Origin of the sequence: Treponema rectale, from assembly GCF_014202035.1 — a bacterium.
Lineage (GTDB): Bacteria > Spirochaetota > Spirochaetia > Treponematales > Treponemataceae > Treponema_D > Treponema_D rectale.
Genome location: NZ_JACHFR010000003.1, coordinates 311,223 through 335,663 on the forward strand (window position 1 = coordinate 311,223; position 24,441 = coordinate 335,663).

The following is a 24,441-nucleotide window of genomic DNA, read 5'->3' on the forward strand; positions in this document are numbered from 1 at the left end:
ATGAAGGATATTAAGTAAAACTGTTACCGGAAAAAAGTAAACGGGATAAAGGTTGAATATCATATAAAATTAAGTAAAACTGTTACCACTTTATTCACCTGCAGAATGAAAGATATTAAGTAAAACTGTTACCGGAAAAAAAAGTAAACGGAATAAGGGTTGAATATCATATAAAATTAAGTAAAACTGTTACCGCTTTAATCAGCTTAAGCAGGATGAAAGATATTAAGTAAAACTGTTACCGGAAAAAAAGTCCTGGCCGACCTTCCGAAAACGGAAGGTGATACAACTAGTTTTATTATATTGATGAATAAACAGTTTAGTCAAACTCTATTGACGGTTCTATTTCATCAAATAATTCGACTATTGATTTTCCTTCAACAAACTTATAAGTGAATACGTTATTAAATCCATAAACACTTCCCACTTTCTCCTCGTTTTTAAAAAAAATCCAATATTTTGCATCTTCTCCGCCAGATACAGTATAGTTGTTTCCCTTGTAATTAAACTCTATAAGTAAACTTTTTTTTGCTTCTTCTTTTACTTCTTCTATTGTCATTTTTTCCATATAGCCATTCCTTTTTCCTGGTCGATCTTCCGGAAACGGAATGTGATACACCCTAATGCCTATTCTACTAATATTCAATTCGCTTTTCAAATCTGAACATACCTTCCGGGAACTAGCCGTCCTGTTCGTCTTCTTCAAAATGATTATCGCGCATTCCGAATTCTTCCAGTGCACCATAATAAAGGAGAGAAAAAAGTGTTTTTATTCCGCGAAAATGAAAAATATTAAAAAATGCGGAATAAAAATCAAATATTATTCCGCAAAATATATAATTTCTTGAAATTGCGGAATGGCTGATGGGATAGCGTTAGGGATTGGAGCACCTGCGAAGCAGTACCGCTTGCGGTATGGAGCGCGGTTAGCGCGGAAGTGCGGAAAGCCCGGCGACAGCGAAGCTGACGCAACGCCCAGAAAAAGAAGGAAATAAATGAAAACAGTTTTATATATTCACGGAAAGGGCGGAAACGCTTCTGAGGGTACCCATTATGAATAAATGAGTTTTCGCCGGGAGCAAAGCCGGTAATTGCTTCAACCGGGTCAATGAAAAGTATTTTTCGTGATTCTTAAAATCAGCCGGTAAACTGCATAGCAGATTACGGCACTGATGATTTTATCAACAAGATTTGTTAGAGTTCCGCCGATGTATGCTGCGACATTCAGATTGCGGATAACCACATAAATTCCCTGAACTGCGTTATCAACCTGAGGAATTGAGGTGTTTGCTTTATAAAAAAGTGCGCTTATTGTGTCTCCCAGAATTGAGTTTGAAAGAGATGCAAAGAAGCCCGCCCACATAAAGCTGGAAGAGGAAAGCAGTCTTACATTAGGAGGATTGTTTCTTTCTGCACGGAAAACAAAATATGCAATTACGGCTGTAGAAATGTGGCACGTCATAAAAAGGATTCCTGTGTTTGCAAAAATGTATAAAAGCAGGTTTGAAAAGAAGGCGCAGATAAGCCCAGGCACAAGCCCGCACAAGGCAGTTACTGCAATGGTCATCACGGAATCAAGATAGAGGGGAAATGCAATCAGGCCTGCAAGAACTGAACCCAAATAATTTATTCCGATTGAAGAGACAGTAAAGAGGACGATGAAAATTATTTGGGAAACAGAAGAACAGGATTTTTTATTTGTCATAGATTAGTCCCAGAAGCTTTGCTTTTTCCAGTAAATCGTGCCGGTCTTTTATATCCAGCTTTGAGTAAACCGCCGTCCGCTGATTGATTACAGTTTTCTCTGACTTACCGAGTTTTCTTGCAATGTCGATGATTTCCATATTTTGAGACAGCAGGATGAAAATTTCCCGCTCCTTGGCAGAGAGTTCTTTGTAATTGTCAAAAAGATAGCTCAAATCATTGGTAATGTCGTGGGCACGGCCTTTGTTTGTCAGGAGCGACTGCATTATTTCTGTTGCCGCCTTGTTGTAATAGGAATTGCCTTTTGAAATCGTGGTGATTGCGAGCGCAACTTCATCAATTGTGGCATCTTTTGTAACGTAGCCTTGAACACCGTTAAGCAGGACATTTTGAACATGAAGCACGTCATTAAACATCGTATAAATCATGATGGAAATAGAGGAGTTAATTTTTTTGATTTCAGGAATTATTTCCAGTCCGCTTTTTCCGTCAAGATTCAAATCAAGAATTGCAATCAGAAAGTCAGGATTATTCTTTAATGCTTCAAGGGCAGTTTCGTAATCGCTTGCACAGACAAAATCAAAATCCGGATTTTTGCTTTTCAGCATCTCTTTCATTCCGTCCCGCAGTCCTACATGATCATCTACAAACAGAATCTTTAATTGTGATTGCAATTGTTGTTCCTCCTTCATGAATAAAATCAACCGTACCGCTCAAAAGTTCAACGCGTTCCTTAATGTTTGAAACTCCGTAATGCTGGCGTCCGCCCCTGGAATTTTTCTCTGTTACTTCTTCTTCGCTAAAGCCTTTTCCGTCATCTTTTATGATGAATTTAAAATCGTCGATGCCGTCTACAAAACGGATTTCCACATTGCTGGCATTTGCGTGGCGCGAAATATTGGAAAGGGCCTCCTGCAAAATTCGTATCAGCTCAACCTGAATATTTTCGTTGAGATTCTGAATCTTTGTGGAGCCGACATAAACCTTTGTAGAAATATTATAGTTGGTTTCAAGAGTCGCCGCCATCTTTCTTACGATTTCTTCAAAACTCTGATTCAAATCCAGGTGCGTTGCTCCAATCATATAACGCACTTCGTTAAAAGCCTGCTGGGCGTAAAACTTTGATTTTGAAAGGTCTTCTTTTTCAAGATAGAGCTTTAAGGCGGCAAGATCCTGGGCAACTCCGTCGTGAAGGTTGCGGCTGATTTTAGACTGTTCCTCGTTCATCACCTTGAGCCGCTGAAAATCAATTTTGTTTTTAAAATATTTTTCTGCAATCAAATAGACTGCAATGACAATCAGAATCAGAGAGCAGTATAGAAGGGAATCATAGCCAAAGTTAAGGCGGCTTTCTGTCTGGTGCATGTGATTCTGGAAAGTGACGATTGGTTCAATCATGCTTTTGTTTTCGCCCAGAAGGGTAAGAATTTGAGAAAGTTCGGCCTTAAGTTCGTAATCAAAATAGGTGAAAGGCTTGTAATCATATTCCAGTTTTTGAATCAGATTCTGATGATTAAAAATGCCGCTGTTTTCTTCCAGCTGAATCTTAAGCATCTGGGAATTCAGATTGGCAATCTTTTTATTTGTGTAGGTTTTGCAGCCGATGGAAAATCCAAAGTTCAGAACTGCAATATAAATGAAAATAAACTCAATTTTAAAGAGGGCCTTTATTTTAAATCCAGAGCCTGCCGCTTGCTTTTTATCCATGTCTGTCATTATACAACAAATCGCAATTTTATCTTTGGGAAATTTTCCTAAAAATTTGCCATTTTTATTAGGAAGTTTTCTCAAAGGAATTTTGAGGCCATGCGGTAGAATGAAGGCGTTCCGAAGGGAACGAAAAAAAATCAAAACATTGGAAGGTGAATTATGGGTTTCTTAAACAAAGTGAAAACATCTCAGACAGGAGATATTTATTGTGACTGGTGCGGCGCTTATATCAAAAATGATATGAACGGCGGTTTTATTGAACAGATGGGTTTTGGAATTGTAAAACGCGCAGTCAGCCTTTCGACCAAACATTACTGCTCGGCAAAATGTAAGGCACTTGCAGAAGAAGCTGCAGCTGAAAAAAAAGAAGATTATGAAAACAGAAAAGCAAACGGGCAGCTCACTGCAACAGAACAGATTAAAGAAGACATTGCCGCTCCAATAAAAGATGCATTTTCAGAAATGGGCGGTATGGTGAAAGATACAATGGCCGAACCGATGAATGAAATGAAAAATCAGCTTGCAGATCAGATGAAACATTCGTTTGCCGGAATTTCTAAAGGCTTTGGCATGTTTGGAAAGAAGAAGTAATTTTTTTGAAAATTGAGGTGACAATATGAAGTTTTGTACAAACTGCGGTAAGCAGTTAAATGATGATGCAAAGTTTTGTGATACATGCGGAGCTCCGGTTTCTGGAACACAGACTCCTCCTCCAATTCCTGGAGCAAATGAGAATGTTGCAGATGACACAAAAAGAAAGGAAGTATTTGTAGGAGTTAAAAGAAAATGTCCTGTCTGTGGAGAGGAAGTACCTGCCTTTGCACTGACATGCCCCAAAGGTCATGAATTATCAGGAATAAACGTAAGCAAAACCTCAAAAGATTTTCAGGAAGGACTTATAAAGTACGAGGGAAAAGAAGAGCGTGATTTTGTTGCTTCATTTCCAATTCCAAATGAAAGAGAAGAACTTGGAAACTTTATGCTTATGGTTGCATCAATCTTAAAGCAGGACATGCAGAATGGTGCAGACCAAATGCGTGTAAGTTCTTTTTCAAGTAAGTTTGATGAAATTAAAAGTAAAGTTTATATGATGTTTAAAAAAGATGATCCGATTTTTGAAGAAACTAAAAAGTGGGAAGCATCTATAAATGAATTGTATGACAATTATAAAAAGATCATTGAAGAACGAGCCATTATAAACAGGAAGAAGCAGAAAGAACAGGAAAGAAAGAATAGAAAATGGGAAAGAAAACGAAACAGCTTTTGGTACAACGCAAGTAACCAAACAAAAGCTGCCATTATAAGTGTATTTTTTTTATTTTTTATTTTTCCTGGTCTTTTATGTAGCATGTTTATCCCCAAATATATAAAAACAAAAAATGAAACCAGACGGCTTGAAAATCTTTATACAGAAGTCACAACTCTAATTGAGAATAAGAATTATGAAGCAGCAGAACTTGCTTTACAAAATATGGTATGGAGCTATGATCTTTCAGGTTGGGATAAAGATGAATATAGGAACGCAAGAGGTTTATGGGCTGGGAAGAAAAAGGAATTACAAAATTTAATTGATGAACGGCAAAGCAAAAAGAAATCAAAATAACAGTTTTGTATGATGTTCTAAAGAGGAGACAAACTAATGGGCTTATTCAATAAAAAAAACGAAGGCGGATTGATGGATGTAATCCGCTGTGATGAAAAAGAATACTTAATCTGGAAATGGCGTCCGGCTGGAGAAGATGTAAACACAACTAAAAAAGAAAATGCAATCCGCTATGGTTCAAGCCTTCGGGTAAAGGACGGCGAAGTTGCAGTTTTTGTTTATCCGGGTGAAAATGGAAATCAGGATTTTATAGAAGGACCGTTTGATCAGACAATAAAAACAGGAAACTTTCCGATTCTTTCAAGAATTGTAGGTGCGGCTTTTGGCGGTTCAAGTCCTTTTCAGGCAGAAATTTACTTTATAAATCTTGCAGGCCTGATTCAAACAGGATTTGCCGTTCCTTATTTTGACATTGCTGACCCAAGATTCTTAGATTTTACAGTTCCTGTGGCTGTTCGCGGCGACATACGTTTTAAAATCACAGATTACAAGGAGTTTATTAAACTTCATCGTCTGATACATTTTGACTTGGATGATTTTAAATCTCAGATACAATCAGCTGTAACAAAATATGTAAAAAGTGTAGTAGCAAATATTCCTTCAGAGAAAGGAATCCCGGTAATTCAGCTTGAGCGTAAACTTACAGAAATTAACGATGTAGTTGAAGAATCTCTGAAAAAACGTTTACAGAATGAGTTTGGTGTAACTGTAAGTTCAGTAGATATAGAAGATATCGATATTGATAAAACTTCTGATGGTTACAATCAGCTTAAAGCCGTTACCCAGGATGTAACGACACAGACAATACAGCGGCAGACAAATGCAAACCTTACAAACATGGAAGAAACCTTACGCATTCAGCGTGAGGGTATGGCTCAGGCTCAAAGACTTCAGAATGAAAGCGCAAATCTTTCTGCGTTCCAGCTTGAAAAGCAGGCAGAAGTCGGCGTTGAAGGGGCAAAGGCATTCGGACAAATGGGCGCAAATGGTGCCGGAAATCTTAATCTTGGCGGTGGGCTTGGAATGAATCCTGCGGGCATGATGGCTGGAATGGCAATGGGAAGCGCAATCGGACAGAACATGGCTGGTATGGTTGGCGGAATGATGAATGGAATGAATCAGCAGGTGCCGCCACAGGCTAATAATGTACCGCCGGTTCCTGGAAATGAAAGTTATCATGTAGCAGTTAATGGAACTGCAACTGGTCCTTATACTGTTTCGGTTTTATCAACAATGGCAGCAAACGGTCAGCTGACTTCTGAAAGTCTTGTCTGGAAGCAGGGTATGTCTAACTGGAAAAAGGCTGGCTCTGTTTCCTCGCTTGCAGGTTTATTTACATCAAGCGTTCCGCCAGTTCCCCCGGTTCCGCCAGTTCCACCAGTTCCACCACAGATGTAATCTAATTTTAGGAGAAAGAAAATGAAATGTAATATTTTTTTGACTGTAGCTTCTGTACTTATTGCTGCATTAATCGGATATGGTTTTTATGCAGCAAATTCAACTGAGCATTTGGTCTGGGTTTTATGCAGTGGGGCTGGAATCACTTCTGCACTTACTCTGACAGGAATATTTGGAATTTCAACCAAAGGAAGAACTGGAGGAATAAACATAAAGGCTTTGTCGTCAATCTTTTTTGTTCTTTTTTTAATCTGCAATCTCGTGTTTGCTTTTACGGCTGTAAAACTTGCACCTTATGTGATTATTAATGGAATCCTTCTGATTATTTATACTATAGGAATTTATGGCATAGTAAAAAGTAAACAGTAAAAAATTTGCATTTTTTTTAAGATTTTTACTTAAAAAAACACCTTTTGTGTATTTTTTATATAGAGGTAAAGTATGAAAGATACAGACAATAATCTGGCGGCTGCTGAGTTAGCTGCTAATAAATTAATAAATATTATGCTGAATATGATTCATCCTGTGGAAGACAGGCAGAAGAAAACCGGACAGTTTAAAGCGTTTCTTGCTGAAATCCTCAAAAGAACATTAAACTCTCCTGCGATAAAAAGCATCGGTAAGTTTTCTTTTGAAATTCTCGATGGAGTAAATATTACAGAAGAATTTGGAGGACTTGTTGACCATGAAGGCCACTCTGGAAGAATCAGCAGCGAGGATAAAGTTTATTGTTCTCTACTGAATGGTGAAAAGCTTTTTTTGTTTACAAACAAGTGGTTTGATGATTTGTTATTAATTAACCATGATGAACAGTATGATTTGGCTTATCTTCATGACCTTAAATACTTTGCTTTAGTTTTTGGGAATAGTTTTGAGAAGGCTTTTATTAGAGAAAGCTGCAGTCAGAATCAGGATTATAGGAAAATGATTCTTTCAAATAAAAAAACTGTTTTTTTTACAGGTCAGAACCATGAATATCTAAAATCCGACGACATGAATCAACTAGGATATTATGCAAGATTTAATATCCGTTCAAAAATAAGCCATTCGGACAATCCCTTTCAAATATGGATTTCAGGAAAGCTTATGGAACAAATCAATCTTGAGCCTTTGCAGACATTGAGACTGAATAATATGCCGGAAGAAATATTTGACATGACTCCAGAAGAATTTGAGCAGATGCAAAAAAAGATACCTGACCGGATAAAGGAAATAGAAAAAAAGCACTGGAAAGATTAAGAAATGCTCGTCGGGGAAATTTACGCGATTATATCGAATCTTAAGATTAGTAAAAGTATGCAGGGCTTAGAGAAGCGCGGACTGTGGAGAATTTCAGCCTGTGTAAATTGGTATAAGCCCTGCTTTTTTGTATTGGAAATATAAGAGGTGACATCATGTCTAAAGAAGAATTTTCTGAATGGGTAGCCAGAAGAGGTGGTCATATTACGGAAACAGGAAAATGTTGCTTCTGTGGAAAAGAATACACAGACTATGGTAAATCAACCTGGGGCGTTTGGACCGCTGAAGAAGAACACGAAGCATTTGGTGAAAATAAACGCTGCTGTGCGGAATGTAATGAAAAGATTGTCAATGAAGCGCGAAGAGAAAAAGCGGATGCCGTAAAGCAAGGAAAAATCGAAAATTTTTCGCAAGATTTTTTTGAAGTCATTTATGAACGGCGGAGAAAGGGGTTAGTAGAAGGTGGAGAATCTATAATACGAGTCTATGACAATGGTCTATACCGAAAAATACTTCTTCCCAGAGAGAAATATAAAGGGAAAAAATATAAAGGGGAGCGGAAAGATATAGTCTACGGTAAGGAACTTTCTGTAGTACCTAAACTCCTTGAGTTCTATAGGGAAAATCAGGAAGAGATAGATTCCCTTTCAGACCGATTAAAAGATCCCTATGACGATCGTATATACAGTGAGGAAAGCATACGGTTTGGCAAAAAGCTTATTACCGGAAATAGTATTTTTGGTGCTCCGCCTGATGAATATTATGATGAAATTCTCGAAGTTAAACGGACTCCGGAAAAGGATGCAGTCGTACAACAGATAAAAAAACTCTGGAAGCTTGCTCAAAAAATTGAAAACGGGATTTTAGAAGACGAATTTCCTCTGTATAAAAAAGAAAAGGACGATCGTAGAAAAAGAGTTGCAAGAAACCTGGAACTTAATAGGAAAAAATAAAGGGTATGACTAATAAGTTTATTTTATGTCATTTTCGGCTTTAGCTGACGGATGGGATTTGAAGTATGACTAATAAGTTTATTTTATGTCATTTTCGGGCTCGACCCGAAAATCTATTTATTTATAATATAAGCATTTATAGATTGCCGTATCAAGTACGGCAATGACATTTCAAACTTATTAGTCATTCCCTCTGAACGCGGACTTTTATAAGGAGGATAATTTGGCTATATTAACACAGCTAAGTCTTGCTGAAGAGTTTATGAAAACTATTTTTCCAGGAAATATGAATTATAAATTGTTCAAGTCAGAAGCTGATCAAATAATCAAGGTTTGGGAAGGTTTTGGAAAAGCTCTTAAAAAGAACAAGCCGTTAAAATACAATCCAACTTTGTCACCTGAAGCAAAGAGATATCTTAAAAGATATTCAAAATCTGTTGCTTTTAGTTTAATGGATCTAAGAAAAAAAGCTCAAACACATACAATTATTCCGGTCAAAACAGAAGCAGAAAAGATAGAACTTGAAAGGTATAAGCTGCGAACTGAAGGTTTTATACTTTATTTTGAGAATACTGAAGACGAGCAGACAAAAGCTTTTATTAAACTTGTAAAAGATACTAAGAATATGATTTTAGGGGAAGAAGAGAACTCTTAAAAGAGCAGACTCTCAATCCGTTTAGCAAAAGATCAAATGCGGAAACTCCAAGTCCGAAACTATTCTTCCCAGCTCCAACTTGCGAACTTTATTGTACACTATCAAAATGGGACGCGGTTTATTTGAGCTTGCAATTTCAGTTCCTCTTATTCTGGATTATTCGGAATCAATGCCAGATGGTCCTTTCTTACTTTTCTTCGCGGGCGTCTGTGTAAGCTCCGACTCTTTCAACATCTTCAGGATTTATTTGTACAAAATCATTTGCACAGGTTTCAGCAATATCAATATCTGCAATATAATTAAAAAGTTTTGCAAAGTTGTTTTGTTTTTTAGGCTCGGCATGAATGTCGTTTTCAAAATCTTCCAGGTTGTCGGTAAAGGTTTCCATGCCTTTTTCAATTTTTGGAGGGAGTTCTTTCTCAGCTTTTTCTACTTTTTTATCAAATAATTCGGTAAATCTCTTATACAAAGTTTTCTTTTTTTTCTCACAATTTACCAAAGCAGATACAAACATAATCAAAACTACAAAACTGAGAAGTTGCTTTTTCATTTCTACCTCCAGAATTTAGGGTGAGGGGGAAAGCCTTCCCCCTGCGTCGCACTCCGTTGCGCCGCACCCCCTTCGCCTAAGGGGCGAGCCCCTTAAAAACCCCAGCCTCCGCTTAATCGCGGTTAACCTGCCTTAGCGCAAGATAGTCTGGGGAAAATATTAACTATGAGTTTTCTTCTTGGTGAGTTTTTGATTTATTGGTTATTCCACCTAACGGAATAATTCCTAAAACAGCTCCAGGGAAGATAATTCCAAGCCCAAGTCCTTTGAAAAAGGCTAAAAATGAACCTGCATCTACAGCAATAAAGATTCCTGTCGCAATGGCACCAGCAACATCAAGGGCTCCGCCTACAATAAGCCTTTTTTTCAGTTTGTTTTTCATTTCGTTTTTTGCTTCTTCATACAGAGAACTGAGTTTTTCTGCAAAAGGCGAGTTAGAACTTTTTAATACTTTAATCTCATTTTCAATTCTTTGAGTGTATGCTTTTTTGTAATCATTATCAGCAAGTAAACCTGGGTGACAGGTCTTATAATCTTCAACAAAAAGGATTGCACTGCGGTTAAAACTATCATCATCACTTTCATCAAACTGAAAATTTTTGATTGCAGAAATTGCAGCATCATGCCGTGCCTTTCTTTCTGCTGCACGAGCTTCTTCTTCTGCTCTTTTTGCATCATTTGCACTCTTATTAGCAGCACTTCTTGCAGCTGCTGCACCTGCAATTCCGCCGGCTATACCACCAAGGAGACTTCCTCCTTTACTTCCAGAACCTTTTCCTGCGTTAGCTGCTTCACAACAGCCTTTTGAACAGTATTCTAAACCAGATTCATTACCTCCAAGCATTGTTACCCATGCCCATGCTCCGCATTCAGGGAAAAATTTTCCACATTGAGCACAGTAACCTGAGTGACTATAGATATTTTTTTGTGCTTTTCCGCCCATTCTTTTTTCCTCCGCGTAATTCGTCCGCCGACTATAATTAATTTATTTGGCTCATATTACATCGGAAATTTTTTTCTGTATTGGGGGGAAACTCTTAGGAAATGAAAGGAAATATTCCTGAATATTTTGGGAGTTAATACCTTACGCACATAAGGCGAGTTTACTGATACAAATCTTCCAGCTTATAAAGAATCAACTGCTGTTTATGGGACTCGTCAATCTTTTTATACCCAGATTTAGAGAAAAATCCGTATTTGCTGCAAATTAAACCTGTGCTATTTACCTGCTGGATTTCGTTCCAAATGAGATTTTTGTCTAATTTACCTTCACGGAATTTTGCTTCGTAAAAGATATAGGAATTATCGTTTTCAGTGACTACATCAAATTCACCGTTTTTATGATTTACTGGATCGTCATACCGGTACTTTCCGATCTTTTCAAAAGATTCAGGTAATTCTCCTGAGCGATTTTTACGGATTAAAAATTGTCGGCAAATCTGTTCGAAAGCCTGTGGGACATAATGTTCTTCAAAATCGGGTTCAATAAATTTATCATAGAAAGCTTCAGACTTCATCACTGCAAGTCTTGAAAGATTTCTGTAAATGTATTTGAAATAAAATAAAGTCAGCTGGTCTGAAATATAATAGCCGGCTTTTTTCTTGTTATTTTCATCATTAACTGGAGATTCTTTTACAACGATATCCATATTTATTAATTTATCAAGAACATCTGCAAGTGTTGGTGAACTTGAGACTTGTGATTGAGAGAGAATATCTTTAAATCGAACAAATCCTTTTGCCAGAACTTCAAAAACTTCATACGCATTCTGCATTTTGGAAATTTCAGATTTCAGGTGCATCTGAACTTCATTTTCAAAACGGCTGCCGGGACTGGCAATCAAATCAATTATATTCTGTTTAACTGTCTTTGATGAATCTATGCGTCTGTTGTAATAAGGGATTCCGCCAAAAACAGAATATAAGCGGACCTTATCTTCATCACTGAAATCTTTATAGAAGAGAGCTGATTCATAATAATCCATAGCTTTAAGATTCATAACTAAATCAAAACGACCAAAAAGCGGATTTTCTTCCGAGAGCAAAGACTTCATGGTTTCTACGTAAGAGCCACATAAAATCAGCTTTAATCTGGAAGTAGACTTATTATTGTCGATAAAAGACTGAATAATGCTGTCTAATCCCTCTACAACTTTACGGATATAAGGATATTCATCAATCACCAGGATTAATTCTTTTTTTGCAGCTTGCTTAGAGAGAAAAGCAAGTGTTGATTCAAATGTATCAAAGGCTAAAGGCGGCAGACCAAAAGTTTCTGAAATGATTTCACAAAGGGATTTGACATTATTCAGCTCAGAGGTTTCTTTACATTCATAATAAATGGAAGTTGTTTTTGTTTCTTTCAGGCAATGCTTAATCAGTTCTGTTTTGCCAACCCGCCGACGACCGTAAATCAGGGCTGCATCATTATTATCTGAATTGAAAAATCTTGAAATTGCTTTGATATTTTCTTTTCTTCCAAAGAAAACTTCCCCTGTTGCCATATGCTTCTCCTTTTTACTCGATTATTTCCGACTCGGTTTTATCCGAGTAAAATAATAATGCTGAAAAAAGAAATCGTCAAGAAGAGGCTAAGCTTCTCCCTTAATTTTCCTTTTCCAAAATTGCCAGATGGTAATAAGCTCGCCGGCAAGGTTCCATCGTTTTTGTTCCTGCATGTTTTCCCAGGCTTTAATGCCGTATTCGTAGAAGTTATCGTCATTTTTTATGGCGGCAGAAACGATTAAGTCTATGTCGCTTTTAGAAAGAAGACCGTCAAAGGCGGCGCACCATTTCTGGTAGACACGGCAGGGGTTTGCGTTGTCAAAGGCGTAGAAGCCGGGCAGGCGGTAAATGGGGCACATTTTTGAAATGCCTAAGTTCGCCGCAAACTTTGTAAAGAGCTGCTGATACCACTTTACTCCGTAGCGGCCGCCAAAAAGCCCGTTATCCTTCTGTTTTTTTTCTATTTTTCTCTGTGTCTGGTATATTTTTTCTGCAAGCTGGCATTGATATTCATCTTCCGGGTCTGCGGAAATCGTGAAAAATTCTATTCGGGCGAGTAAGATACAATTTTTAAGGCTTTCCTCGTATTTCTTCGGGCGGTTCTTTTTCATTGACCCTCCGCTTTACTGCTGGGGAATCTCCAGCCGCACTTCCGTTCCTGTGTCAGGGGAGCTGTTTACGGTAAGAGTGCCGTCCAGAAGTTTCGCACGCATTTCCATACCGCTTATGCCAAAGTGAGATGAAGCGTCAGTCGGTGGTAGCTGGTTTGTAGAATCGAAGCCCTGACCGTCATCAAAAATCATAATGCGAATCACTCCGCTAGATTTCTGTTGCCCGCTTATCCGTCTGATTACAACACTAGTCTCTTCTGCCTTTGCGTGGGCCCGGACATTGTTCAAGGCTTCCTGAATAATGCGCAGAATATGGTGCTTTTGTTCGGTGGTGAAGGTGTCTAAAGAAAGGTCGGGTGCAACAAAAAATTTGCAAGGGATTTCGCTTTGGGCGTAAAACTGCTCGCATAAATCATTGATGACAGTCTTAAAGGGAATGCTTGCAAGAGCGGGAACTGCAAGATTCTGAATTATTGCACGCAGCTCCTTCTGGTTTTTCTTTTCCAGGCTGATGATTTTTTCAAATTCAGAAAGCAGATTTGCGTCCGTGCAGCGGTCTTTGAGTTCCTTTTGGGAAAGCAGCAGGGCTTTTATGTTCTGGCTTACCGTATCGTGCAACTCCTGACTGATTCTGCGGCGTTCTTCTTCCTGTATGCCTATTGTTTCTTCAATAAATTGCCGGTTGTCCTTAAGTTTTTTGCGGGATTTAATGTTGTGAATCAAAATCACCATAAGGATGATAAAGGCTGCAAAGGTAAGAACAACAAGAAAGATAAAAAACGAGGTGTACAAACTGAGGGCGGATGTTAAATCCTGCAAATCAAGCTCGGTCATTTGCGCAATCCCGAATAAATGCCGTAAGCGGCAAAAGTACAGATAAAGCGGTCTAAAAGCGTGATGGGAATGCGGGGCAAAAGATAAGACAGAAATACGCTGAAATTCATTTTTTGAAATATTAAGGAAATGTCGTCGATTGCCGAAAAGCCCGATGCTTTTTTAAAAAGCGGGCGGATAAAGGTGTCCAGTGCGCTTGCAGAAAATGAACTTAGAAAGGTTGAGAAGAAAACGATTATCAGAAGGTAAAGAAGCGTAACGCGGCGGTTAAAATGAAACTCCTTTTTGTTGCGGCTGAAAAGCCAGCTGGCTATTACAATCAGGATTCCGCAGATTCCGTACAAAAAATCATACAGGAAGATTTCGCTGCCGGTCATTGCGCAGCGCAGGATTGTCATAATCGGGTTAAAAAGAGCGGCAACGATAATTCCTGGAATAAGGCCTGCATAAAAAGTAATTGCCACGGTAAAAATTGTGTCTAAAAAGGCCGGGAGTTTGAGGGCTGAGGCCAGCATTGCGCTTGCAATGTTCAATAGAAGGGCAAGGAGACATAAAAGTCCTGTGAATGCAATCTTTTTGGATTTCATAATCTTCCCATTTTTTCAAGAAACTGGAGTTTATTTTCTACTCCTGCCTTATCATATAAAATTGTCAGGTAATTTACGACAGTTTTTTCTGCAATTCCAAGGGCGGCGGCAACTTCGGCATTTGTGTTGTGGATGGTCAGTGTATCGGCAACAAGCTTTTCCTTTTTAGTGAAGGTCTGGGTGATGTCGCGCACTTCCAGAAGCCCGGTTACAAGCTCAGCCTGAATATATGTTCCGCCATTTGCCACCGAGTTGATTGCCGCAAGCAGAATGGCTTCATCCGCTGTTTTTGAAACAAAGCCTTTTGCTCCCACAGCAGGACTTGTTGCGTGTTCAACAAAGCCGCCCGAATCGTGGCTGGAATAGGCAATGCATGGAATCCCCAGAGCTGAAAATTCTTTGATGATGTCAAAACCGGAATTTTCCATCTGAGAATCTGCAGTCTTAAATGAAATATCAACGACCGCAAGAAATTCGTCAGCCTTAAGGCTTCCTTTTTCAAACTGATTCTGGATTTCCTTACAGTCTTTAACGTTACTTGCCTGAAATTCAACCTTATAATCCGAATGATTTTCTATCCAGTTTTTAATTCCGTTCAGTAGGAGTGCGTGATCATCAACAATAATTATGTTTTTTCTCATAAGCATAATTATACTATGAAAAAGAAATGGTTTTGTAGGGGAATTACTCCCAGAAATTTTGGGAGTAGAAAATCATTCTGTTGAAAAATTAAAACTTGTAGCAGATACTCTTGCATTGATAAGTTAGCAAAAGATCAAATGCGGAAACTCCAAGTCCGAAACTATTCTTCCCAGCCCTTACAGACATCACACCAGCCGGTGGCGCCTGATACTTCTTCCAGTTCAGAAGGGGTGAGTTTTACCGAAGTAAATGAGTTTCCGCCTGCTGGATGAACGTATTCAAATCTCTTCATTGAAACATCGAGCCATACTGGGATTTCTTTTGGAACATTGAAAGGGCAGACTCCGCCGGGAACAAAGCCGGTAATTGCTTCAACCTGGTCGCGGGCAATCATGCTGGGCTTTACGTGAAACTGTGCTTTGAACTTTGAGTAGTTTACACGGCCATCACCTGCCATTACCACGATAACAGGTTTTTCATCCACAATAAATGAAAGCGTCTTTGCAATCTCCGCCTCGGAACAGCCAATCTGCTGTGCTGCATGTTCTACGGTGTCGATTGTTTCTTTGTGTTCGGTGAGTCTGTCTGCATATCCCTTAGCTTTGAGGAAGTCTAAAACTTTATCATTTATCATATATCTAAATATCCTTGTTTACTCAACAACGGCTACTGCTTCAATTTCAACAAGTGCGCCTTTTGGTAAAGCTGCAACTTCAAAGCAGCTGCGGGCAGGTTTTGAAACAAAGTACTTTTCGTATACTGCATTAAATGCGGCGAAATCTGAAATGTGTGCGAGAAAGCAGGTTATTTTTACGACTTTAGAAAAGTCTGTGCCTGCGGCTTTTAGGATTTCTCCAAGATTCTTTATGGCCTGTTCAGCCTGAGCTTCAATGCCACTTCCCTCGATTGTGCCTGTTTCAGGATTCAAAGGAATCTGCCCTGAAGTGTATAAAAATCCGTTTGCAAGAATTGCCTGTGAGTAAGGGCCGATTGCTGCCGGTGCTGATTTAGTTTCGATAGTTTTCATAGTAGGCCTCCAGATATTTACCTATAAAACAGATAGGAATATAATACAATTAAGGGGGCTGGCAGTCAATGAATACCGGGCAAATACGATGATAGGGCACTAGATTATAGCTTTCCCATCAAATCCTTAATTGTTGTTTTTTTCAATTCTTTTTCCAAGGCCTTTTGGGCATTATCTAATGGCTGGTCTAAAACTGCATGGATTTTGCTTCCCACGGGACATTTTGGATTAGGATTTACATGAAAATTAAAAACAGAACGCTCGCTCTCCTTTTCTTCGCTTACGGCTTTGTAAACATCCAAAAGTGAAATTTCTTCGGCTTTCTTTGAAAGGGTAGAGCCTCCGACCCCGGCTTTTGTTTCTACCATTCCAGCTGCCTGGAGTTTCCCCAAAATCTTTCTGATAATTACCGGGTTCATGCCAGTACTTCCTGCAATGAAGTCGGAAGTGACTTTGTTATCCTTTTCAAAATAAGCAATGCAGAGAATAGTGTGAATGGCAACCGTAAGGTTTGTGTTTAGTTTCATAATCCTGTCCTTGTTTCAGTATAGCAGAATTGTTGTAAAAAATAAAGAACAAGGAATAAAGGTTTGGGCGTTACCGTCTGCCTGCCGGCAGCCGGTCGGGCTTTTCGCCATTCCGCTGCAATGGTATTTTGTGGAATATTTATAAAACCTGCGATTTTTGAAGCAAGCTCACAGGCTGACTTTATTGCATCCTGTGCGTCATTCTTATTTATAAGATTTTGAATTTCATTTATTTTTGAATCAGAATCAATTTTTAATGTCTTTTTTAATTTTTCGATAAACTCATCTTTTTTAATTCTAAGTTTTGTAACTAAAGTCTGATTTTCTTTTTCAATCAAAGTAAGAAATTGAAGTGTTGGAATAGCGAAAATATTCTTTTTAAAAGAAGTATCTGAAAAAATGCCGGTTTTATTGAATATTTCTTCAAGCCGTTCTTGGACAAGGCTGTTTGTTACACAAAATTTCACCATCTTGTTTTCCATAACAGGATTTAAGACAGCGTGCTTTTCAAATAAAGCGTGAAAGTCCATGTTTTTAACTTCTTTATAATCAAAGCGATAGCATTTTTTTACAAGAGAAGAACTTTTGAAAAATCAACTTGGAGCGTATCTGCAATGTTGTATAACTCATCTGCTGTCAGTTCTATTAGATTTTTGTTATTGTACAAAAACTTTGAAGTGCAGTAAAAATAGAGCTGCTCCCATTCTGCTTTCGTCATTATGCTTACATTTCGCTCTTTTACATAATCAACAAAGAAATGAACTGCATTTTTTGATTTTTTTCCTGACATTCTTTTCTCCATAATTATTAGGGCGTTCCCCGCCGCGGGGCGGCGGGGCGGGCGTTACGCGGCTTGCCTGGCGGCCGGTCTGCTGACGCAGACTGCTTCGCACCGCTCCATGCCCTAACGCATTTTACAGGAATTTATTTAATTATGCCAAATGCAGGTAATAACTGAGCAATAGTAGCAAGATTGCTTGCGGCACCCAAAATATTCTCAACAATTTCTAAAGGTGATGTCCCGTTTTTTGTAATCTCATCAATTTTTGCAGCATCTTTTACATCTTTTTTGGCAGTTTTTATAAATTCATTCCGGGCTTGCTCATCATTTTTGTAAAGAACTGCACAGAATACGGAAATCGGCATTTCAACCTTACGGCTGTTAAGATAGTTATCGGCAGGGTAGCCGGTTATGTCCTCCGCCGCATTAGCCAGATTCTTTTTTATATGCGGATAAGGCACACTCAGCAAAACATTTTTATTATCTTTTTGAAGATAAATCTTTATGCTTCCGTTTGAAATTCTTGTTTTTAGTTCTGCTATAGATTCTTCCACAGATTGAGGCTTTTTTGCTCTGGCATTTGCCGCCAGTCTTAGTGCAGAAAGTTTTGTTTCTGTAATATGAAGTTCGTTTGCAATTTCGTTTTCCCTCATGGAGGAATCTATATAGCCCAAATCTGTAATCAATGAAAAAACAAGAGTATCTATCTCTGATTTTGGAAGCACCCCAAAACCAAGTGACAGGTATTTTTCCAAAAACTGTTGAACAAATATTGAATCTCTTTTTTCGTTGACAGAATATTCCATAGTTTTTTCTCCATCTTTTTTGTCTTTGTTTTCCCCACCGTCGTCACTTTGTGCCGTCGGCGGGGCGGGACTACAGATACTGTAGCCCCTAATTTAGTTTTATTATTTAGTTAAAAACCCTGATACAACAAACGTTTCCTGGATAGTTACATACATAAAGCGGCAGCAAAGCATCTTTCATATTATCCTCTTTAAAGATGATATATTGTCCGTTATTAATACTACTTGGCGTTGATGATAAGTAAGCAGCTTCATATGTATCATCTACTGCCATCGCATCATCTTCAAGACTTTTTCCAGTACATAATTTACAGGCTTCATTTACAGTAGACTTCTGTGTCCAAATATCATAAAGTTCTGCCAAAGACGGTAAATACCATCCGTCTTCAAAATCTGTGTTTTTAACATGACTGCCTTCTTTATCTTTGTAATTAATTGCAAATTCAAATGCCGGATAGTGTGTTAAATCGTCTGTGTCGTCCTCTGTTTTGTCATTTTCTTCAAGAAAAGCTTTAATTTCCGCAAGATTATCACTTCCATCAGTGTCACCAGTAAATGTTTCTGTTTTAGAATCAAAATCACACATTATAGATTCAACTTCATACTGTTCACCCATACCGGCCTTTATAACGATTTTCGATAAACGATTATACAATAGTAAACCATCCTTATTCTGCAAGATTCCAACACCGTACGCTTTAGAAACATCAGCCTTATAAATAATGGCAATTGAGTTTTCTTTCTGCTCGTCGGTAAGTGTAAGGCCCGAGGTATAAGGTGTGGCAGAGCCATCTGCAAATACAATGTCGCCAACTGCTTTTTGTGCATCCGGTTTTTTTGTTCCTGCAAACCATTTTGCAGTAATCTCTAAAGTTCCTGTAATTGGTGTTGTAAAGTCAAATTCAGTATCTCCGACAAACCAGCCTTTGAAAGCGCTTCCTTCTTTTGTCGGGTCAGCTGGTCTTTCAACTTTATTTCCATGGTTGACAGTCTTGGTTTCTGCTGTGCTTCCGTTTTTTGAATCGAAAGTTACAGTATGAGTTACGACATTTGTTGCCCATTTTGCATAAAGGGTAATGTCCTTTGTAATGGCTGTGTCAAAATCAAAGGCTGTATCAGAGAGTGTTGTGCCTTCGTCTTCTGAAGTGTACCAGTTTTCAAAGGTGTAAGTTTCTGTTTCTGTAGCCTGCTTTGTAGGGTCAGCGGGTTTTGTGACCTTTTTTCCGTGGACGATTGTCTGTTCCGCAGGAGACGTGCTTCCGCCTTTTGTGTCAAAAGTCACAGTGTGGGTAACTGCATTGACCGCCCATTTTGCATAAAGAGTAATGTCTTTTGTGATTGGAGTATTAAAGTCAAAGGCTGTATCAGAAAGTGTCGTGCCGTTGTCCGTTGATGTGTACCAGTTTTCAAAAGCGTATGTTTCAGTAGCGACAGCCTGTTTTGTTGGATTAGCCGGCTTTGTGGCCTTCTTTCCGCTTTCAACCTTCTGGCTTTTAACCTCTGTTCCGCCATTTGAATTGAAGCTTACGGTGTAATATACAGGTGGCTGTGATGTGTCATCATCATCATCTGCCTTACATGAAGCAAAGGCAAATCCCAGCCCCATAGCCGCAAGCAAAAGAAGGTACCTCGCTAGTTTTTTCATATATGAATCTCCTTTAAAAATAATAATAGTCTTATTATAAAAACCAGTTTTTTCCTGTAAACAGAGAAAACTCATCGAAATTCAGTGAGTTTTCTCACTTTTTTAGGTGATGAGGGGGTGGGTATGTTGTTTGACCCCCTAATTAAAATTGACAAAAAAGAGACAGTAATAGTACAATGTAGGCGGAGGTAGTAAAAATGACTACAATTTCTGCAAAAATCGAAAATGAAGACAAAAGTCTTTTTGAAAGCATCATAAACTCAATAGGATTGAATGTTACATCTGCAATTACAGCGTTCGTAAAGGCAACAATCCGAGAAAATGGAATTCCTTTTGCATTAAAAGCTGCCGATGACCCCTATATCTATTCAGAAGAAAACATGAAATACCTTCGTCAAGGAATCGCTCAAATAGAATCAGGAAAAGGCCAGGTCCATGAATTAAAGGAGGAGCTTTTATGATAAAAGTTTGGGCTGATGTTGCATGGGATGGTTACTGTCAACTCTTCGAACTCAATCAAAAAAAGTTGATAAAAATGGTGCATGAACTTATAAAAGACATAGAACGCAATGGTCTTGATAAAGGTCGTGGACAGCCAGAGCCGTTAAAATATGAGCTTACCGGTTATTGGAGTCGAAGAATCGATTCAGCAAATCGGCTAGTCTATAAAGTGGAGGGTGATAAATTGTACATAGTTCAGTGTGGTACTCATTATCACCAAGAAAAATAAAAGTGAGTTTTCTCTATGGTATTGACACCGGCAGATGAAGTAAAATAACTTTTATGATTGAGATTATCAGTGTTGACGACCACGAAATGATTAGCCTGGGCCTGGAGCGGGTATTTTCACAGACAAAAGACATACGGGTCTGCCACTTCTGCAAGACAAAAGCAGAACTTGTGCCCTTTATCGAGTCAAAGTCTCCCGAAGAACTAAAAAACATGCTCGCCATGCTGGACATCAAGCTTGAAGAAGGAAGCGGCTTTGAGGTGGCCGATTTTCTGCTTGAAAAGGGCGTTAAGTGCCTTATGTACTCTTCTTTTTCAAATGCGGGCTATATCATAAAAACCATGGAGCACAAAATCACAGGCTTCATCACCAAAAATGCCCAGCAGCCGGAAATCCTAGAGGCGGTTCATGCCGTTTTCTCAGGCGAAACCTACATTCAGAAAAATCTCCTTCCCGACATGATGTTCGTAAGCGGCATTCTTGTCACCCTCACCAAAAAAGAGCGGGAACTGGTAGATTTAATGAGCGAGCACCTTTCCAACGAAGAACTGGCCCAGCGCCTGGCAGTCTCCAAGCGCACCATAGAAAACTACGTCTCCCGCATTTTCGACAAGTTTAATGTAAAGAACCGCTACGAGCTGGAAAGATATTTGTAAGCAAAAATACTCCCCAGGCGGCAAAAACACAGATGAAGCGGTCGGCGATGTTCACGGGAATGCGCACGGCAATCTGCAAAAGGATCTTTGAGTGGAATTTGTTCTGCCACAAGAAGGTGAGGAAGTCGGTCTGGCTGCTGGCTTCGGTGTAGGCTTCGATATTGCTCAAAATGTAGCCGATGATTCCGCCAGATACGCTCATGACCAGCATCATTACAATGCTTAAGATTACAAGTTTTATAAAAGTTACGGCAGGCGTGTCGGTGTTTTTCATAAAATAGATTTTGTAGTAGCCGGCAGTCAGGGCCGCAAGAAAGTGACAGAGCATGAATATGTGCCCCAGTTCCAGCGTGCGGTTCAGGGCAAAATCAATCAGATGATAGAAAAATCCGGCCAGCACTCCCCACCAGGGGCCTACAAGAAAGCTGAGCGCCATAATGAAAATCGTGTCGCAGAAAAGGGGCAGGTGGTTAGCCCAGGCCACAAGGTCGCAGATAATGTAATCCAAAAGGCCGCAGACAATGCTTAAGACAAAGAATAAAAGCCTTTTCCGGCCCGCTGATTCAAAGTGAAGAGTCATACCCTAATTCTAGCATATTTCTTGAAATCCTGTCAGACCGGAGCGCAAAATTGAAATTTTGGCATTTTCCAGCTATAGTAGACAGATGAAACTTTTCGTAGTCCTCCTGTTCTCTCTTCTTTTTATTTTTCAGGCTTTTCCCCACGAGGCGAAAAAACAGTCAGAAAATCTTACGCTTGAAGCCCTTACGCAAAAATGGCTTGAATATGAAGGCTCTGAGCAAGACAAGTCAGAAAAGCTTTTTGAAGAATTCTCTGTCGAAGTTGAAAAGGCAGCTCCCTCCGACACTATCGTTTACTATTTTCCGGAAGCGAAGGTCATCCACGAAAACATTCTTGAGGGAATAAAAGCCGGCGACAGGGAGAAGATTTCCGACAATGTGCGAAGCTGGGAAATCCTTCAGAAAAATCTCGTGCGCTTTCAGCTCGACGAGGTTTATTATTCCTATAGAATCCTGATTCTTGTAATCGTTCTTGCCCTGCTCATGTCGCTCATTTTCCTTGTCCTCTATCTTGTCACTTCCAAAAGCCGCAAGGAAAACCTTGCCTTTACAACCCGGATGATTCAGACTCAGGAAGCAGAGCGGGAGCGCATTTCCAACGAGCTTCACGACACGGTCTGCCAGGATTTGCGGGTCCTGCAGTTTCAGCTAAAAGAAGAAGAATCTATTACCCTCTGCCAGAAAATCGCTTCTGATGTGCGGAACTCCTGCTACGCCCTTACTCCATCCGACTTGAACGAAGGTCTTTACGAGGCCCTCGTCTCCCTCTGCGACATGCTGAAAAAACAGAGCGGGGTCGAAATCATCTTTTTTATTCAGGACGAAGTGAGAAAGAATCCGGACTTTATAAATTTCTCCAAGGACAAGAACCTGAACATTTACAGAATCGTGCAGGAAGTCCTCGGAAACGCCGTAAAGCACTCTGGAGCTGAAAGCGTGAGCCTGCTGGTCAGAACGCTGGACGAAAAACATTTCAAGATTATCGTCTCCGATGACGGTGCGGGCTTTGACCTAAAAAGCGCCCTCAAAAAGAAAAAACATTTCGGCCTAAAAAACATCCAGAGCCGCACAAAAGGAATTGGCGGCAAGGTCGTTTTCAACTCTGCCCCCGGAGACGGCTGCCAGGTTACGGTGACTATTCCTTATTGATTGCAGGAATCGGAGCCGGGGAAGAAGATTTTGCTTGCAAAAGAGAATGGGTATTTTATACGTTGTATCTATGTTCTTACCTGTAATCCAGATATAAATGTCTCGCGTGTTGAATCTCGTGCTGCAAATGGTGGACATTCTGTACCCGAAGATAAAATCCGTTCTCGCTATGGAAAAGCAATTGCTCTTATACCCGAACTTGTGAAAGTTTGCGATGTACTTCATATTTATGACAATTCTACTTTACCGTTCAGAATATTCAAAAAGCGAAAGACTGAGTGTTTTTATTGGCCGAACGATGACTGGAGTAAAGAGAAAATCCAGCAGCTTATAGGAATTGATTTATGTCTGTAAAAATCTAAAAGGCACATACGCCGCCCATCCAAATTTTTTATAGGGGATGACCAATAAGTTCAAAAAGTGTCATTTTCGGGCTTGACACGAAAATCTATTTAATTACAACACAAGAGATTGCCGTGTCGAGCACGGCAATGACTCATACTTATTGGACAGCCCCTTTTTGTCTTTCCTCACCATACTTGTTGTAAAAAATAAATAACATCATTTGACATTTATAAATTACAACGCTATATTATTCTTAGTTGTAAACAATAAATTACAACAGAAAAGCAAAACATATCTTTTAATCAGCCTGATCACCTGCTTTTAAGATAAAAACTTAACGAGGTAATTTTATGGAAAAGACACAGTTCACATCGGTTCAGCTTTCAAAGGGCGTTATGGAAATCTATGATTTTGGTTCAATCAAGCTTCACGCATTCAAGACTAATGACTTGATTTCGGATGAATGTTTTCTGGTGGAAAAAGCTGGCAGCTGCTTCATGATTGAATCCCCATGCTTTTTTGACAACATCAGGGAGCTGGAAAAATACATTTCCGACACAGGCTTGAAATATGAGGGTGCAGTCATTGCCTATCACGGAGCGGGAGCTTCTTTTATGAAAGGAAGCAAAGTCTATTCGACAAAGAATGCTGATGACTACAATCACAATGGTGGCGGGGCAGGGCTTGTTTCAAACTTCGCGGGAGCATTTGGGGAAGCTTTCGATAAATCAATCTATACGACTACGGATTTTATTGAAGGTGACAGCCTGACTCTTTGCGGTGTGGAAATGAAAATCACCCGCACTCAGGAAGCCTTTGACATCTTCATTCCTGAAATCAATGTGGTTTATACTCACATGCTGGGACACGATGTTCATTCAATTGTTGCAGGAAAAGCACACGCCGACGCACTTATTTCCGTACTGGAATCTTATATCCAGAAAAAGGTCGGACTCGTTTTGACAAGCCATTATGTTGTGGAAAATCTGGACGATGTGAAAACCAAGATTGAATATCTTAAGAGTCTTAAAAACATCGCAATCAAAAATGTTGATGCTGCTGGCTTTAAGGCGGCAGTGCAGTCAGCATATCCAAAATATTCAGGCTTGAACTATCTTGATATGTCGGCCGGAATGTTCTTTCCTGGAAAATAATTTAAAAGGAGCTACGAATGACAGTTACAGAAATTGCAGAATATCTTGA

General features: G+C 39.3%; 32 protein-coding genes. 13 read left to right on the forward strand and 19 right to left on the reverse strand.

Going from position 1 to position 24,441, the window contains the following annotated elements; all coding sequences use genetic code 11:
* Nucleotides 1-319: 319 nt before the first annotated feature.
* The 4 genes from HNP77_RS10230 to HNP77_RS10245 form a co-directional block, all read right to left on the reverse strand.
* The gene (locus HNP77_RS10230; RefSeq protein WP_184653084.1) at nt 320-568 is read right to left on the reverse strand and encodes a hypothetical protein; all 249 of its coding nucleotides are present in this window, start codon (nt 566-568) and stop codon (nt 320-322) included.
* 537 nt (nt 569-1,105) lie between these two features.
* Nucleotides 1,106-1,705 carry a hypothetical protein gene (locus tag HNP77_RS10235; protein WP_184653085.1) on the reverse strand — a complete coding sequence of 200 codons (600 nt, stop codon included), beginning with the start codon at nt 1,703-1,705 and terminating at the stop codon, nt 1,106-1,108.
* On the reverse strand, nt 1,695-2,378 hold the full coding sequence (locus HNP77_RS10240) for a response regulator transcription factor (RefSeq protein WP_184653086.1): 684 nt from the start codon (nt 2,376-2,378) through the stop codon (nt 1,695-1,697). The genes HNP77_RS10235 and HNP77_RS10240 overlap by 11 nt, the downstream gene beginning before the upstream one ends.
* Nucleotides 2,344-3,411 (reverse strand): sensor histidine kinase, encoded by a 1,068-nt coding sequence (locus HNP77_RS10245; RefSeq protein ID WP_184653087.1) that lies wholly within the window; start codon nt 3,409-3,411, stop codon nt 2,344-2,346. Before HNP77_RS10245 ends, HNP77_RS10240 begins: the two co-directional genes overlap by 35 nt.
* Before the next feature lie 162 nt (nt 3,412-3,573).
* On the opposite strand from HNP77_RS10245, the gene HNP77_RS10250 reads away from it, so the two are divergent.
* The 7 genes from HNP77_RS10250 (at nt 3,574) to HNP77_RS10280 (ending at nt 9,262) form a co-directional block, all read left to right on the forward strand.
* Complete coding sequence (locus tag HNP77_RS10250; protein ID WP_184653088.1) at nt 3,574-4,005, forward strand: hypothetical protein; 432 nt, start codon at nt 3,574-3,576, stop codon at nt 4,003-4,005.
* Between the two features lie 25 nt (nt 4,006-4,030).
* Nucleotides 4,031-5,017 (forward strand): zinc ribbon domain-containing protein, encoded by a 987-nt coding sequence (locus HNP77_RS10255; protein ID WP_184653089.1) that lies wholly within the window; start codon nt 4,031-4,033, stop codon nt 5,015-5,017.
* Between the two features lie 36 nt (nt 5,018-5,053).
* On the forward strand, nt 5,054-6,415 hold the full coding sequence (locus HNP77_RS10260) for an SPFH domain-containing protein (protein WP_184653090.1): 1,362 nt from the start codon (nt 5,054-5,056) through the stop codon (nt 6,413-6,415).
* Nucleotides 6,416-6,436: 21 nt separating this feature from the next.
* On the forward strand, nt 6,437-6,784 hold the full coding sequence (locus tag HNP77_RS10265; protein WP_184653091.1) for a hypothetical protein: 348 nt from the start codon (nt 6,437-6,439) through the stop codon (nt 6,782-6,784).
* Nucleotides 6,785-6,856: 72 nt separating this feature from the next.
* Entirely contained in the window at nt 6,857-7,654 is a 798-nt protein-coding gene (locus HNP77_RS10270; RefSeq protein ID WP_184653092.1) for a hypothetical protein, read from the forward strand.
* A 155-nt stretch (nt 7,655-7,809) separates the two neighbouring features.
* Complete coding sequence (locus HNP77_RS10275) at nt 7,810-8,607, forward strand: hypothetical protein (RefSeq protein WP_184653093.1); 798 nt, start codon at nt 7,810-7,812, stop codon at nt 8,605-8,607.
* Nucleotides 8,608-8,830: 223 nt separating this feature from the next.
* Complete coding sequence (locus tag HNP77_RS10280) at nt 8,831-9,262, forward strand: hypothetical protein (protein WP_184653094.1); 432 nt, start codon at nt 8,831-8,833, stop codon at nt 9,260-9,262.
* Between the two features lie 187 nt (nt 9,263-9,449).
* On the opposite strand, the gene HNP77_RS10285 is transcribed toward HNP77_RS10280, so the two are convergent.
* From HNP77_RS10285 to HNP77_RS10350, 14 genes are all read right to left on the reverse strand, one after another.
* Nucleotides 9,450-9,812 carry a hypothetical protein gene (locus HNP77_RS10285; protein WP_184653095.1) on the reverse strand — a complete coding sequence of 121 codons (363 nt, stop codon included), beginning with the start codon at nt 9,810-9,812 and terminating at the stop codon, nt 9,450-9,452.
* Nucleotides 9,813-9,975: 163 nt separating this feature from the next.
* On the reverse strand, nt 9,976-10,755 hold the full coding sequence (locus HNP77_RS10290; protein WP_184653096.1) for a hypothetical protein: 780 nt from the start codon (nt 10,753-10,755) through the stop codon (nt 9,976-9,978).
* A 160-nt stretch (nt 10,756-10,915) separates the two neighbouring features.
* Entirely contained in the window at nt 10,916-12,316 is a 1,401-nt protein-coding gene (locus tag HNP77_RS10295; protein WP_184653097.1) for an ATP-binding protein, read from the reverse strand.
* A gap of 87 nt (nt 12,317-12,403) precedes the next feature.
* A complete protein-coding gene (locus HNP77_RS10300; protein ID WP_184653098.1) occupies nt 12,404-12,928 on the reverse strand; it encodes a hypothetical protein in 525 nt (174 codons plus the stop codon).
* 12 nt (nt 12,929-12,940) lie between these two features.
* The gene (locus tag HNP77_RS10305) at nt 12,941-13,762 is read right to left on the reverse strand and encodes a sensor histidine kinase (protein WP_184653099.1); all 822 of its coding nucleotides are present in this window, start codon (nt 13,760-13,762) and stop codon (nt 12,941-12,943) included.
* Complete coding sequence (locus HNP77_RS10310) at nt 13,759-14,349, reverse strand: hypothetical protein (protein ID WP_184653100.1); 591 nt, start codon at nt 14,347-14,349, stop codon at nt 13,759-13,761. The genes HNP77_RS10305 and HNP77_RS10310 overlap by 4 nt, the downstream gene beginning before the upstream one ends.
* A complete protein-coding gene (locus tag HNP77_RS10315; protein WP_184653101.1) occupies nt 14,346-14,990 on the reverse strand; it encodes a response regulator in 645 nt (214 codons plus the stop codon). The genes HNP77_RS10310 and HNP77_RS10315 overlap by 4 nt, the downstream gene beginning before the upstream one ends.
* A gap of 161 nt (nt 14,991-15,151) precedes the next feature.
* Nucleotides 15,152-15,625 carry a YbaK/EbsC family protein gene (locus HNP77_RS10320; RefSeq protein WP_184653102.1) on the reverse strand — a complete coding sequence of 158 codons (474 nt, stop codon included), beginning with the start codon at nt 15,623-15,625 and terminating at the stop codon, nt 15,152-15,154.
* An 18-nt stretch (nt 15,626-15,643) separates the two neighbouring features.
* A complete protein-coding gene (locus tag HNP77_RS10325) occupies nt 15,644-16,018 on the reverse strand; it encodes a RidA family protein (protein ID WP_184653103.1) in 375 nt (124 codons plus the stop codon).
* Between the two features lie 104 nt (nt 16,019-16,122).
* Complete coding sequence (locus tag HNP77_RS10330) at nt 16,123-16,545, reverse strand: Rrf2 family transcriptional regulator (protein WP_184653104.1); 423 nt, start codon at nt 16,543-16,545, stop codon at nt 16,123-16,125.
* Nucleotides 16,542-17,015 carry a hypothetical protein gene (locus HNP77_RS10335; RefSeq protein WP_184653105.1) on the reverse strand — a complete coding sequence of 158 codons (474 nt, stop codon included), beginning with the start codon at nt 17,013-17,015 and terminating at the stop codon, nt 16,542-16,544. The genes HNP77_RS10330 and HNP77_RS10335 overlap by 4 nt, the downstream gene beginning before the upstream one ends.
* 98 nt (nt 17,016-17,113) lie before the next feature.
* Nucleotides 17,114-17,335, reverse strand: a complete 222-nt coding sequence (locus HNP77_RS10340; protein ID WP_184653106.1) for a hypothetical protein — start codon at nt 17,333-17,335, stop codon at nt 17,114-17,116.
* A 134-nt stretch (nt 17,336-17,469) separates the two neighbouring features.
* Nucleotides 17,470-18,132, reverse strand: coding sequence for a hypothetical protein (locus HNP77_RS10345; protein ID WP_184653107.1), 663 nt, complete (start codon nt 18,130-18,132; stop codon nt 17,470-17,472).
* A gap of 106 nt (nt 18,133-18,238) precedes the next feature.
* Entirely contained in the window at nt 18,239-19,777 is a 1,539-nt protein-coding gene (locus tag HNP77_RS10350; RefSeq protein ID WP_184653108.1) for an InlB B-repeat-containing protein, read from the reverse strand.
* A gap of 197 nt (nt 19,778-19,974) precedes the next feature.
* On the opposite strand from HNP77_RS10350, the gene HNP77_RS10355 reads away from it, so the two are divergent.
* From HNP77_RS10355 to HNP77_RS10365, 3 genes are read left to right on the forward strand one after another with little or no spacing between them, the layout of a single operon-like run.
* A complete protein-coding gene (locus HNP77_RS10355; protein WP_184653109.1) occupies nt 19,975-20,238 on the forward strand; it encodes a type II toxin-antitoxin system RelB/DinJ family antitoxin in 264 nt (87 codons plus the stop codon).
* Nucleotides 20,235-20,507: a Txe/YoeB family addiction module toxin gene (locus HNP77_RS10360; protein ID WP_184653110.1), complete on the forward strand. Its 273-nt coding sequence runs from the start codon at nt 20,235-20,237 to the stop codon at nt 20,505-20,507. The genes HNP77_RS10355 and HNP77_RS10360 overlap by 4 nt, the downstream gene beginning before the upstream one ends.
* Nucleotides 20,508-20,560: 53 nt before the next feature.
* Nucleotides 20,561-21,163 carry a response regulator transcription factor gene (locus tag HNP77_RS10365; protein ID WP_184653111.1) on the forward strand — a complete coding sequence of 201 codons (603 nt, stop codon included), beginning with the start codon at nt 20,561-20,563 and terminating at the stop codon, nt 21,161-21,163.
* Here the strand turns inward: HNP77_RS10365 and HNP77_RS10370 are convergent.
* Nucleotides 21,123-21,743 (reverse strand): ECF transporter S component, encoded by a 621-nt coding sequence (locus tag HNP77_RS10370; protein WP_184653112.1) that lies wholly within the window; start codon nt 21,741-21,743, stop codon nt 21,123-21,125. The genes HNP77_RS10365 and HNP77_RS10370 overlap by 41 nt on opposite strands.
* Before the next feature lie 85 nt (nt 21,744-21,828).
* On the opposite strand from HNP77_RS10370, the gene HNP77_RS10375 reads away from it, so the two are divergent.
* From HNP77_RS10375 to HNP77_RS10385, 3 genes are all read left to right on the forward strand, one after another.
* The gene (locus tag HNP77_RS10375) at nt 21,829-22,893 is read left to right on the forward strand and encodes a sensor histidine kinase (protein WP_184653113.1); all 1,065 of its coding nucleotides are present in this window, start codon (nt 21,829-21,831) and stop codon (nt 22,891-22,893) included.
* Nucleotides 22,894-22,923: 30 nt separating this feature from the next.
* Nucleotides 22,924-23,247 (forward strand): hypothetical protein, encoded by a 324-nt coding sequence (locus tag HNP77_RS10380; protein WP_184653114.1) that lies wholly within the window; start codon nt 22,924-22,926, stop codon nt 23,245-23,247.
* A gap of 341 nt (nt 23,248-23,588) precedes the next feature.
* Nucleotides 23,589-24,392, forward strand: a complete 804-nt coding sequence (locus HNP77_RS10385) for a hypothetical protein (protein ID WP_184653115.1) — start codon at nt 23,589-23,591, stop codon at nt 24,390-24,392.
* Nucleotides 24,393-24,441: the final 49 nt, after the last annotated feature.